At 35.8% G+C, this 13,162-nt stretch carries 8 protein-coding genes, 1 tRNA gene and 1 pseudogene; 5 read left to right on the top strand and 5 right to left on the bottom strand.

Going from position 1 to position 13,162, the window contains the following annotated elements; all coding sequences use genetic code 11:
- Positions 1-662: 662 nt before the first annotated feature.
- The 4 genes and pseudogenes from FNZ60_RS04470 to FNZ60_RS10095 form a co-directional block, all read right to left on the bottom strand.
- Positions 663-1,613, bottom strand: a complete 951-nt coding sequence (locus FNZ60_RS04470; protein WP_142416483.1) for a lysylphosphatidylglycerol synthase transmembrane domain-containing protein — start codon at positions 1,611-1,613, stop codon at positions 663-665.
- 25 nt (positions 1,614-1,638) lie between these two features.
- Positions 1,639-3,380, bottom strand: a pseudogene (locus FNZ60_RS04465) (cation:proton antiporter domain-containing protein).
- Positions 3,381-3,475: 95 nt separating this feature from the next.
- The gene (gene secD / locus FNZ60_RS04460) at positions 3,476-5,989 is read right to left on the bottom strand and encodes a protein translocase subunit SecD (protein ID WP_142416482.1); all 2,514 of its coding nucleotides are present in this window, start codon (positions 5,987-5,989) and stop codon (positions 3,476-3,478) included.
- A 91-nt stretch (positions 5,990-6,080) separates the two neighbouring features.
- Positions 6,081-6,458, bottom strand: a complete 378-nt coding sequence (locus tag FNZ60_RS10095; RefSeq protein WP_142416481.1) for a hypothetical protein — start codon at positions 6,456-6,458, stop codon at positions 6,081-6,083.
- A 184-nt stretch (positions 6,459-6,642) separates the two neighbouring features.
- Here FNZ60_RS10095 and FNZ60_RS04450 point away from each other — a divergent pair, with 184 nt between their 5' ends.
- The 3 genes from FNZ60_RS04450 (at position 6,643) to FNZ60_RS04440 (ending at position 10,731) form a co-directional block, all read left to right on the top strand.
- A complete protein-coding gene (locus FNZ60_RS04450; protein ID WP_142416480.1) occupies positions 6,643-9,018 on the top strand; it encodes a mechanosensitive ion channel domain-containing protein in 2,376 nt (791 codons plus the stop codon).
- Positions 9,012-9,284, top strand: a complete 273-nt coding sequence (locus FNZ60_RS04445) for a hypothetical protein (RefSeq protein WP_142416479.1) — start codon at positions 9,012-9,014, stop codon at positions 9,282-9,284. Before FNZ60_RS04450 ends, FNZ60_RS04445 begins: the two co-directional genes overlap by 7 nt.
- 553 nt (positions 9,285-9,837) lie before the next feature.
- Positions 9,838-10,731, top strand: a complete 894-nt coding sequence (locus FNZ60_RS04440) for an outer membrane protein (RefSeq protein WP_142416478.1) — start codon at positions 9,838-9,840, stop codon at positions 10,729-10,731.
- A gap of 330 nt (positions 10,732-11,061) precedes the next feature.
- On the opposite strand, the gene FNZ60_RS04435 is transcribed toward FNZ60_RS04440, so the two are convergent.
- Positions 11,062-11,147, bottom strand: a tRNA-Leu gene (locus tag FNZ60_RS04435).
- 156 nt (positions 11,148-11,303) lie between these two features.
- On the opposite strand from FNZ60_RS04435, the gene ilvA reads away from it, so the two are divergent.
- Positions 11,304-12,569, top strand: coding sequence for a threonine ammonia-lyase IlvA (ilvA, locus tag FNZ60_RS04430; protein ID WP_142416477.1), 1,266 nt, complete (start codon positions 11,304-11,306; stop codon positions 12,567-12,569).
- Positions 12,570-12,604: 35 nt separating this feature from the next.
- Positions 12,605-13,135 carry a hypothetical protein gene (locus FNZ60_RS04425; protein ID WP_142416476.1) on the top strand — a complete coding sequence of 177 codons (531 nt, stop codon included), beginning with the start codon at positions 12,605-12,607 and terminating at the stop codon, positions 13,133-13,135.
- Positions 13,136-13,162: the final 27 nt, after the last annotated feature.

Genomic DNA, 13,162 nt, shown 5'->3' with positions numbered 1-13,162 from the left:
AAGTGCCAGGAGTGCCATAACTTTGGGTGTGGAATAGATAACGGTATAGGCTTTTTTTATGAGACATACGGATCTTGGTGCACAATGGCTACTTTTCACGAGGCTTATGAGATGGAAGGATGAGCGATATTTCTAAAGAAAGATGTATAAATTGGTTGCACGATGGTATTTTCTTCTTTGTAAGAGGCATGACTTTGTTCAAGAACGTGACAAATAAAAATATGACATATATGTATATACACTATTATTACATATTTTTTATGATATTTTAGAAGAAATTCTTTTATTCTTTTCTTTTATAGAAAGTTTATTTAATTGTTTTTAATTTATATTTTTTTGAAACAATTATATGCTTTATCTAATCTTAAAGTCGATTATAGCATGAAAAATTACCTCTGATATTTTTAAGCTTAAAGGTTCCTTGAAGCTTATAGAAGCAATTGCTTTTCTTTACGGAGAGGTATTTTCAAATTTATGTTTTTTTGAAGGACAATATATCTCTATGTTTTTCCTAGAGTAGGATCTTTATAAAAGAGGCGCTTAAAGTCTCAATATAAAAAAGATAAATACAAATAACGATTGTATTCATTCATATAGGCAATAAAACTTCAGCATGATGATTATTTATATATGTGAAAAAGAAACCCTTGATAGGGTTTTATTTATTCAGGCGGTGTTTTGATTCTTTTCCAATATTGTTGCGTTTCAAAAATGGCGACCACAAATAATGAAATGATGAGAGGTATGATCAAATAAAGCATTCTAAAGACAATAAGTGCTGCAATAACATCGGTTGGATTTATATTGGGCATGCCCGTTATGAAGAGAGCTTCAAGAACACCTACACCTCCTGCTGGAGCATTGGAGAGAAGAGTTATCGTAAAAGATGCTAGGAAAACACCAAGAACAGAGATAAAATGAATATCTGTATTGTGTGGGAGGACGGCATATATAATTCCTGCTGCTCCTAAAAGTTCTAGGGGGCTAATGAGAAGCTGTTGAACGACAATTTTTAATCGTGGATAGGAAAGCTGAATTTTCTTGCCCAAACGTAAAGGTTTCAATTGAAGCCAGCTACCAAACGTATAAAGTACTATGCAACTGAGTAAAATTGCTCCAACCGTGGTTCCAAGCCATTCAGGAAGCTCTTCATGAATGAGGGTGATAATTTCGGGTTGCAGAACCAAAACGATTCCTAAAAGTAAGATTGTACCGATTACAAAAGTAAAAGAGCAAAAACCCACTAATATTGCGATTTCTGTTCCATTTAATCCTTTCATTTTATAGGCGCGATAGCGCACAACGGCACCAGAAAAAACTGAAGCACCGATATTGTGTGAAAGAGCATAGGTTGTAAATGAACATATAGCGATAAAAACCCAAGAAATTTTATGACCTAAATGTTGTAAGGCAATGCGATCATATCCAGCAAGAGCAGCATAGGCTAGGAGAGAACATAAACAAGCTAATAACCAATGTTGTGCACTTAAATCGCTCAAACGTTCTAATACGTCATCGAAAGAAATGGCAGAGAGCTTTATATAAAGAATCCGAATAGATACTAGCATTGCGAAGATACCAATTAATGGCCATATAAATTGCTTTATTTTCACGCTTCTTTATCCATTTTATGTTTTTTTATAAATTTTCATGATTGAGCATATTCTTTACAGATCTTTGTTCTGTTATATGTTCTATAACGCCATTGGCAATTTCTTCATCATCAGTTACTACAATATCAGCACCTAAATCAATGAGATAAGCTGTTTCTGTGTCGGATAATGCATGTGTGATTATCTGGATGTTTTTCTTCATATCACGTATATTCACGATACATTCTCCTACTTCAATGGTACTTCGCATTGTAATAACAACTTTCTCTGCATGACTGATATTTGCTGCATTCATTATTTCTTGTTGAATAATATTGCCACAAATAACCTCAAAGCCATCGGCAATTGCTTTCTCAGCGAGGCGTTTTGATTCTTCCACGATCACTATAGGCTTATCTTTATTCATGAAAGATAATGCAACACACTGACCAATGGCACCATAGCCAATAATGACGATATGGTTGTTTTTTAAGGTTACGGGTAAAAATCTTGGTCAGGGTCTTCTAGATCAATATCAATAATTGTTTGGTCATTTTGAGAGGAGGCAGAAAGTTTTTCTAAATGTTTTTTAATTTTATTACACGCAATAAAAACAAGAGGATTGAGCAAAATAGAAAAAATTGCTCCTCCAAGAATTAAATCATGAGCGTCATTGTTTAAAAGTCCTAAGCTTAGACTTAAGCCAGCAAGGATAAAGGAAAATTCTCCAATTTGTGCAAGGCTTGCAGCAATCGTTAAAGCTGTTGCATTCGAATAGCGAAAAGCTTTAACGATGAAAAAGGCAACAGCAGATTTTCCGATGACGATAATGAATACGGTTGCTAAGAGGGGAAAAAAATGAGTCAAAAGTTTCTCTGGGTCAAATAACATGCCTACAGATACAAAAAAGAGAACAGAAAAGGCATCGCGCAGTGGTAAGGATTCTTCAGCAGCACGGTGACTTAATTCTGATTCGCTCATGACCATACCGGCAAAAAAAGCACCAAGAGAAAGAGAAACACCAAATAAATGAGCTGCTCCGAAAGCTACGCCTAAAGCAATAGCAAAGACACTAAGGCGGAATAATTCACGTGATCCTGATTGCGCGCTCATTTTTAAGAGCCATGGGATAACGCGTCGCCCAATAATGAGCATAAGGGTGATAAATACAATCACTTTCAGAATGGTGAGACCAAAAATACCCCAAATACTTAAATCTAACCATTGAACGAGAGGGTCCAATGCTTCTTTTTTTGTATTGCTAAGGGCATTGGCCAAGGATGGGATGAGGACAAGTATAAGGACCATTGCTAAATCCTCAATAATCAACCATCCAACGGCAATGCGGCCTTTTTCTGTTTCAATAAGATGACGCTCTTGCAAAGCACGTAGTAGAATAACAGTACTTGCTATGGATAAAGCAAGGCCAAAGATCAAACTCCCGCTGAAGTCCCACCCCATAACCAGACCAAGGCAGAAACCTAGAAAAGTAGAAAATGCCATTTGTGCAATAGCAGCGGGAACAGCAATCGCTTTAACAGATAAAAGATCTTTTAAGGAAAAGTGGAGCCCAACACCAAACATGAGCAAAATAATACCAATTTCAGCAAGTTGGCTGATAATAACGGAATCTATTTTAAAGCCACCGGTATTGGGGCCCACAATAACACCGGCTAATAAGTAGCCGACAAGCGGGGAAATACGTAAACGGCTAGCAAGCATTCCCAAAATAAATGCTAAACATAAACCGGCAACAATGGTTGTGATAAGGGGTGTGTCATGGAGCATAGATTATTGACTATTCTTGATCAAAAAGCGAATGAATGAAAATGACGAATACTTTTATGAGAAGAGTAATGGATCGTATGTAGTAAAGAACATTTTCATTTCACTTTAATATTTACACGATTATTTCGTTCACGCCACCAGTTTCCTAGCAGGAGTAAAATAGGAGCTGCAATAAAGATAGAAGAGGATGTTGCAACAATAATCCCAAAGACCATGGGCAATGCAAAATTATGAACGGCACTTCCACCCCATATCGCCATAGGAAGCATAGCAAGAATTGTTGTGGCTGATGTAAAAAAGCAACGGACAAGAACCTGATTAATGGACAGATCAATTAGTTCGCGCAACGGCATTTTTTTATAAAGACGCATATTTTCGCGCATCCTATCATAGACGACAACCTTATCATTTATAGAATATCCAACAATTGTTAAGAGGGCAGCGATGGCTGTTAAATTAAAATCGAATTGAAATAAAGCAAAAAAACCAATCATTTTTGTGGTGTCTAGAATGAGTGTGACAATGGCGCCAATGGCAAAAAACCATTCGAAGCGTAACCATATATAGAGAGTCATGGCAATTGCTGCAAGAATAACAGCCGTAAAAGCCGCTGTGGCAAGCTCGCCTGAAATTTTAGGGCCAACAACTTCTATTTGGTCAAATGTGGCATCGGGATAGATCTTTTGTACAGCCGTTTTGACTTTATCAATGGCGATGGTTTGTTGTGCTTCGCTACCACTTTGTTTTTGCATACGAATGAGTACGGTGTTTTCATTATCAATATTTTGCAAGGTAATTTCACCAACATTAAGGGCAGAAAGCTTAGAGCGCAGGGTTGCTAGGTCTGCTGGTGCTTTTGTGGTAATACTCATTTGGCTGCCACCAATGAAATCAATGCCGAAATTTAAGCCAGGCTTAAAAAAGAGGAAAACTGAAGCCATTGATAAAACAATTGAGACGCCAATACCCAAAAAGCGCGCGTTCATAAAGTGGAAAGTTGTATTTTCGGGGAGAATGTTAAAAGCAGAGTGAATATGCAATTTTTTAATTTTCCATTTACGAACAATCCAAATCATGATGATACGTACAATGGTGATATTGGTAAACATGGAGATGATAATACCAAGCAACATGGTTACGGCAAAACCACGAACGGGACCGGTGCCAAACCAAAAGAGTAAAACAGTTGCTATAATCGCCGTAACATTTGCATCAACAATAGTTGCAAAAGCCTGTTTAAAACCACGATCGAGAGCCGCAAAAGCACTCACACCTTTGCGACTTTCTTCACGGATACGTTCATTGATGAGAATATTGGCATCAACCGCAATACCGATGCCTAAGATAATACCAGCAATCCCAGGTAGGGTCAGTGTTGCACCGAGGAGACTGAGGGCTGCAAATGTTAAAATCGTGTGGAGCGCTAGGGCTATATTGGCAATGAGCCCCCAAATCCGGTAGAGAAGAAAAATAAAAATTGCAACAAGTATAAAGCCGATTATACCGGTGTAAAGTCCCATTTGAATGGCATCAGCACCAAGATTTGGACCTACCGTTCTCTCTTCAATGACTGTGAGTGGGGCGGGGAGAGAGCCAGCACGGAGCAGCGCAGCTAGAGTTGAGGCTTCTTTGGGGTCAAAGTTTCCTGTAATTTGACCTTGTCCATTGGGAATAACACTATTGATGATAGGAGCGGTTAAAACCTTATGATCAAGAACAATGGCAAAAGGGCGGTTAATATTTTGTCGTGTTATATCGGCAAATATTTTTGCACCAGCAGAATCTAGCGTAAATGAAATAATAGAACGTCCAGGCATTTGCGGGTCGAAACCTGCACGGGCATCTTTAAGGACATTTCCGTCTAAAGCGACTTGATCATAAATCGCAAAATGTTGTGTTTCATCCGTATATCCAGGAAGAATAGAAACACCTATAGGAGGATTATTGAGGTCCACATTAGAGGGAACAAGATGAAAACTCATCTTGGCGGTTGTGCCTAAAAGATCTCGCAGTTGTTTTGGATCTTGTAAGCCAGGCAATTGGACCATAATACGATCATTTCCAACCTTTTGGATTGCTGGTTCTGAAACACCTACTTGATCGATACGGCGACGGATGATTTCTAAGCTTTGTTCAATAGCATTGCTTATACGATCTTTTATCCCTGCTTCTGTTAACGTGACACGGAGTATTTCATTTTCAGCGCTGATCGTGATGTTAGGTTCTGTCGTACCAAAGCTACTGTGGATGGGGGTTATTAATGTTTTTAAAGCAGAGAGTGCTTTTTCAGTTTGTGTGGGATCAGAAATAAGGGCAACAACACTATCTTCGACGATACGCACACTTGAGGTACGGATTTGTTTTTCACGCAATGTATTGCGCACGTTGCTTAAAACGATGTGTAATTGATCGCGTTTTAACGTTTTACTATCAACCTCGAGCAAGAGAGAAGAGCCTCCTTGGAGATCAAGACCAAGGGCGACACGGGTATCGGGTAAGAATTTCGAATTTTTAACTTGTTCGTGTGAAAATAAATTGGGTAAGGCAATATAAATGCTACTTAAAAGAATAAAGCAATAAAGGGTAGTTAACCAACCAGGTGTACGCATGATATATTCCGTTAATAGGCAATCTAACAGTGATTCAAAGTTAAAAGCACAAGTAAAATAAGATGATTGTTTTATAATTCAAGGGAGAGGATTAGGGGTATTCATTGGGAGGAGCCCGTTTATTGGAGAAATATTGCGTTTGAAGATCACAAAGTCTTGTATAACTAACTGGAAGTTCTCTTAAAAAGAAATCCAATGTGAGGATTTTTTGAAAAGTCCTCATGAAAAGAGATTCTGCGTGGAATGTTACAATTTTTTTGGTTTTAGTTGTAGTAACATTCAACTGATCGCACTTGTTTTGTGAAACAAATCTATTCGTTTTAATGATATTACTGCTGTGTGATTGTTTGATAAAAGAAGCACGCGTTCCTAGGTTGCTCGTCAAGAATACTCCCAAACTGGATAGAAAAATCCAAGTTGTAAAAGGGAGAAGATTTTCTTTTTTGCAAGAGAGGTGCAAAAAAAACATAGGAGAATGCCTTCTTTAATCTTAATGGAGTTTAACGTATAATTATCCTTTTCTTTGCCTTATTACCAGTATTATAGGATAAGGGAAAGCTTTTATAAGATTATTCTACAAAAGTTGAAAATATCTGCTTTATACATATTTAAAAAAGGGGTATAAAATTCTTTTTGTATATATAAGGTAGAATATGTATTCATTTTGTAGAAAAAGCATCCCTATACTTTTTCTTCTTTTGGGGATCATTTTTGTTTCTAATTCTGGTGCTTGGGGAAATAGGGGGGTACAACATACAATTGTCGAACAAACAATAGCTTCTTATTCAGTTGATGAAATTATTCAGCAACAACAGTTGATTATTAAGACTCTTGAAGAAAATACTGAAACTTTAAAAAGAGACTTTGATAAAAAATTAGAAGACGAACGTGCTTTAGAAGAATTGCGGTTACGTGCCCAAGATATCCGTGAACGGGCTATTGAGGCAGCATTTGTTTTGCGTTCTCCTCTTAATGAGATTAATGCACTTCTTGATCAATTAACTGAGCTTCATCATGACGTCAAAAAACTGAAGAATTCAGTGAAGGAATATTCTTACTTAATAGAGCAAAAAGCTAAAATTAATCGTATCATGCTTCGGTTCGAGGCAGTTTTCTTGGCAACAAATAGAATAGCTGAACTTTCTATTTCTCAATCTCGTGAGCTTTTTAAACGCACACTTACCGATAGGCTTGAGTTTTCGATCCCGATGGTTAAACATCTCGCCAAAAAAACAAAAGAGGCTTCATTAGATTTTCTTTTGTTGTTGAGCTCTTGGTGGAATTTTATCTTTTATTTCAAGTTGTTGCATCTATTTCTTTCCTTTTTGATTCCACTTTTTATCACTTTAGGACTTTCATATTTTTCTCGTAAGATTCTTGTTCATGTATATTGTCACTTTACCAAGTCTAACGAAGAAATATCTTATTTACAACGCTTACTAATCGCCTTTATTTCAGTTCTCCTCCCTTCGCTTGTCTGTATTCTTTGCGTTTATCTTGTGTTGTTTTTATTTCGTCAGTTTAACTTAGATCCAGGTAAGCTCACGCCAGTTTTTGATATGATCGGTTATCAAATTATTTTAGTCTTTTTAATCAATAGGTTATCGGTTATTCTTTTATCATTGAATATGCCTTCTGTGCGTCTTTTCAATATTGCACCATTGTCTGCTTATCAATTAGTGATTTTGCTGACTTCTTTAGGGGTTGTTTTGGCATTTGATGCTGTTTTTGATAGTATTTATCAAATTATTTCAGCACCTCTATCTTTGACAATTGCTAAAAGTTTTATTGCTGTTTTCTTTGTCGCGATCTTACTGTTTACAATAGCATTTGTGCCTTTGCGGTTTAGACGTCAATCTTTTCAAGGAGAGAAAAGAAAAGCATATTTTGGGCCATTTTATATACGCATTCCTTTTATTGGCTTGGGATTATTGCTCTTTGTATTGATTTTTTTAGGTTATGTTGGTCTCGCGCGTTTTATTATGCAGCAAATTATGATTGGTGGAGCATTTTTAGTTCTCATGTATTTAGGCATAAAAAGTGCTCAAGAAATTGGAACTAAAGGCCAATTTATGAAAACAACAGTTGGTTATCTTTTAATGCAGAGGTTTCACTTAGAAGAAAAAACGATGAATCAGTTGGGAATTGTTGTGAGCATTTTTCTCAATTTGTTTGTTGTTGTATTTTGTGCTATGCCAATTGCTGTACAATTTGGATTTTCTTATTCTGATTTGAAAGCAGTTTTGTGGCAATCAGTGACCGGTTTTCAGATCGGAAATATGACTCTTTCTTTGATTTCTCTTGTAACAGGAATTGTTTCTTTTGGTGTTTGTTGGTTTCTTATTCGCCGATTTATTGATTGGTTAGATCATGTGGTGTTGGCCCATGGAGAATTCGATTCTGGTATCCGTAATTCTATCAAAACAGTGATAAGTTATGGAGGTGTTGTTGTGTCTGCTTTGATAGGATTATCAATGGCAGGTTTGGATCTTAGAAATTTTGCTCTTATTGCTGGAGGACTTTCACTTGGTATCGGTTTTGGTTTACAGAATATTGTGCAAAACTTTGTCTCTGGACTTATTATCTTAGTTGGAAGGCCATTTAAAATAGGAGACTATATAGAATCTGGATCTGTTGGCGGTGTTGTGAGGCGGATTAGTGTGCGTGCAACTGAACTTGAGACCCTTCAGCGTAAGACGATTATTATTCCCAATTCAAGTCTTATTAATAACAATGTTAGTAATTGGACACGACGTAATAAAATAGGAAGAATTGATATTCCTGTGACTGTATCCTCTAAGATTGCTCCAGAGCATGTTGCTGAAATTTTGTTAGAGATTGCTTCTGCGACAGAAGGTGTTTTAAAAAATCCCATCCCACAGGTGAGTTTTACGGCATTTGATCAGAAGAGCTTTTCTTTTAATTTGGCTATTTATGTGCCGAATATTACTTCACCTTCTCATGTAACCAATACTCTTCGATTTGCCTTATATAAGCGTTTTGCTGAGGAAGGAATTTTAGAATGCTGAAATATATTTATGCTTTGATAACAAGTATTCTGTTGAATATCTTTGCCATAACGACTTTTGCTGCAACAGTGAAGAATACTGATTTAAAGATACACTCTCTCATTGTTGTCGAAGGAAGTATACCTTTAAAATTTTCTTTGCATACACATCAAACACTAACAATTTGTATAAAGGGATGTTTTATAACTTTTCCTAATAAAGACCGTTTTGTAATAAAGGCAGATGATCGTATAGAGATTAGCAGGGGACGAGCAATTTTTAAATAAAATGATTGAGAACTTTTATTTTGATACAAGTTTTAGAAGGATAATAGACTTGCACGTTTTCATCATCTCACCCTTTGAAGGTGGTAGGAAAAAGGGTAATTTTAGTGTGAAGTAGCTTTTATTTTATATATAGAGAGAATCTATAATATGGATTTTATATATAAAATATTGATCTATATTTATAATAAGTTTAATATATTTTATTTTTATAGATAATACTTACATAATTTATCTCATTAAAAGAGATGCAGAATATTATATTTGTATTTTTTTGATTTATTTTTTAATGCAAAATGTTTTATATTTACTTATTTAAAATAACAAATAGATACATTTTGTTAAATAGTTATTATTTTAAGTATTTAATATTTTTAAATTATAAAATTTATTTACTAAACTTCAATTTTAATGTAATGATGTGTTTATATAGTGATTATTTTAAATGTAACTATAAAGGAGTAAATGCAATTTTTTTATATAATATTTTATAAAACTTTGTTTTTCTAAATGTGATTTTTGATTGTATTTAAATTTAGAAATGGGGTATAATTTTATGAATACAAAATTTATAACAGCGTCTGTTTTTTCTTTGATGACACCTTCTATAGTACAGGCAGCAGATGTGGTGGCTCCAGAAGAGCCAGTACATGTTGTTTCGGAAGCTGTTGCTTCTTCACCTTTTTCTTGGGCAGGTTTTTATTTTGGGGGGCAAGTTGGTGGCTTTTCAAGTAAAACTTCTGCAACAACGCGTGATGTTGATATTCCTCTCTATCCTGATGAGCGGAGTAAAAGTAAACCATGGGTTCCCGTTGAGAAGCAGTATATGCCTGAACTTTCTGGGTTTGTAGGTGGTTTATATGCGGGTGTGAATTTTGATCTCGGTAATAATTGGATCGTGGGGCTTGATACGGATATCCTTTTTACGGAAAAAAAGGATACAAAGACGAGATTTCATGCTGAGGAATCAGGTTCTGATAAATCGGACACTGATACTGTAGGTACAGAAGATGAAAATGAGAAAAAGGTCAACCTTATCAGTGAACACGGAGGTTCTTCTCGATCTGATCCAGAGAATAAAGAAGAGAAAAATAGTTTAACTTTTAATCATACATTAAAACAAAAATGGGCTGGTGCCACACGGGTACGTGTTGGGTTTTCTGCAGGGCGGGTGATGCCTTATATTGCTGGTGGTGTCGCTTATGGACAGTTTGAAGATATTTTATCGACAGTCATTACAGGAGGTGATCCCTTTAATAAGACATTGGATACTACAAAAACGATGATTGGTTATACACTCGGTGGTGGTATTGATTTTGCAATGACAGATAATCTTGTGGTACGTGCAGAATATCGTTATTCAGATTTTGGTAAAAAGAAATTTAAAGACGAGATTGAAGTTAAGTATAAGACGAATGATTTTCGTGCAGGAATAGCTTACAAATTCTAGTTTTTGTAGGATAAAGGAGCTTTAAGTTTAAGAGGTCCTATCTTTGATAGGGCCTTTGTTATTTTTTATTTTATGTATTGTCAATGCTATTTCATGATAAAGAAAAGAATCTTTGATTTTGGATGACGATGAGGAGATAAGAAAGAGTTACCGAAATTCTTAGTTATTAAGAATAAATTTCTTTAGTTCATAAGGTATGGACAAAATATTTGTTTGCAAAGAAGGAACGATTCGTCTTTCGCATTATGACAGTTTTATTTCATAAATATTGTTATAGCATTATTTAAATTGTTTTCTATTTAAGTGATTAAAAACAAAAAATGCACGAAATGGTGCGGACGGCGGGACTTGAACCCGCAAGGTCTTCGACCGGCAGATTTTAAGTCTGCTATGTTTACCGTTTTCATCACGTCCGCGATGAGAGTTCTCTCATAAGCTATATCTTTTATTGAATCAAGAATTAATAGCAAAAGAAAAAAAATCATTTTTTAGTGAATTTGACTGACAATGGTTTTCTTTATCGCTAGAACAGCTTGTATAATATAAACAAAGCATGGAATGATCAGAGGGTTATGAGCCAATTTATTCAAGATGTCACAAAAGCTATGGTGGGATTGCATCACGTATTTGCTGAAACACCACTTCAAAGAAATGATTTTCTAAGCCAAAAATATGATGCAGAAATTTATTTGAAGCGTGAAGATCTAACACCGGTGCGATCTTATAAGATTCGTGGTGCTTTTAATTTTGTTTCAGAAATGCTGAGCAGTATATCGTCAGATTCTGCCTTTGTGTGCGCTTCAGCGGGGAATCACGCGCAAGGCGTTTCTTTTGTTTGTCGTTATTTTAAACGTAAAGGCGTGATTTTTATGCCTATGACAACACCGCAACAAAAAATTGAGAAGACACGTATTTTTGGTAAAGAGTTTATTGATATTCGTTTGGTTGGTGAAACATTTGATCAATGTTATGAAGCTGCTCAATCTTTTGTCGTAGAGAGCGGTGGTATGATGGCGCCACCTTTTGATGATCTTCGCATTATTACGGGGCAGGCAACAGTGCTTTGCGAAGCTGCTTTGCAATGGAAAAAGCTCAATGGAGAAAGTGAGCCAGATTTAATGATTGTGCCGGTAGGGGGTGGGGGGTTGGCAAGTGGAGTGAGCAAGTTTTTACGTGAATATGGTTGGAATACAAAGCTTCGTTTTGTTGAGCCCCAAAGAGCTGCAAGTCTACTTGCTTGTTTGGAGAGTGGAAAACGGGTCAAACTAGAAAGTATTGATACTTTTGTAGATGGGGCTGCTGTGGCTGAAATTGGTGCCCTAAACTATACAATTTTAAAGCATTTTTCTCCTGATTCTGTCATTACAGTTCCTGAAAATCGCGTTTGTTCTACGATGGTTGAAATGCTTAATGTAGAAGGTGTGGTTCTTGAACCGGCTGGTGCTTTATCGATTGATGCGCTTAACAGTCTTCCACTTCAAGAGTTAAAGGGTAAAAAAATACTTCTTGTTATTTCAGGAGGTAATTTTGATTTTGAGCGTTTACCAGAGATTAAAGAGCGTTCTTTACGTTTCCAAGGCTTGAGAAAATATTTTATTTTTAGTTTTCCGCAACATCCTGGTGCATTGCGTCATTTTCTTTCCACATTATCACCGGATGATGATATCGTGCGTTTTGAATATCTCAAAAAATCAGCGAGAAACTTTGGTTCTGTATTGGTTGCGATTGAAACGAAAAAATACGATAATTTTCGTCTCTTAGAGGAAAAATTTCAAGCGTTAGGGTGGCGCTATCGTGATATTACGGATGATCAAACATTATTTGATTTTGTTATTTGAGAAATTGAAATTTTACTAAAACGAGAAATGTAAAAATGAAATCTATTTTTTATTTTGTGTTAAGTCTCTTTTTCCTTTTGATTGTTCATCAACAGAGTTTAGCATCTCAGGCAACGGCAGTACAAAAAGCTGAACTTTCAAGAATAGTTGTTGATGTCAATAATGCTATAAAAAGTGGAGATTTTTCGCTTATATCTGATTATATGCCTGAGCGGCTTTATAAAGAGATGGCACGTCGGTTAAATACAACAGAGGATGCTTTACGTGCTGATTTTCTTCAACAGTTGCATAGGCAATTTGAGAATTTGCCTTCTGGTGCTTATTCTTTAGATCAGGAAAATATTGAGTATCTTCAAACAGATAATGGTACTTTATATGCTTTAATTCCAACGGTTCTTGAGATGAAAGATCGCCTTATTCAATATAAAACTTTGGCAATTTTTGATAAAACCCAATGGTATTTAGTTTATGGCGGTCAAAAAACTTTACAAAATCCAGTTTTTCTCGAGATTTATCCTGACTTTATTAAGGTGCATTTACCAATGGAAACAACTATTAAGAAATAAATGATTTAAACATTTTTTGTCGTGATA

The sequence above is a fragment of the Bartonella massiliensis genome, from assembly GCF_902150025.1.
Taxonomy (GTDB): Bacteria; Pseudomonadota; Alphaproteobacteria; order Rhizobiales; family Rhizobiaceae; genus Bartonella; species Bartonella massiliensis.
This window is presented reverse-complemented; position numbering and strand designations above follow the sequence as displayed.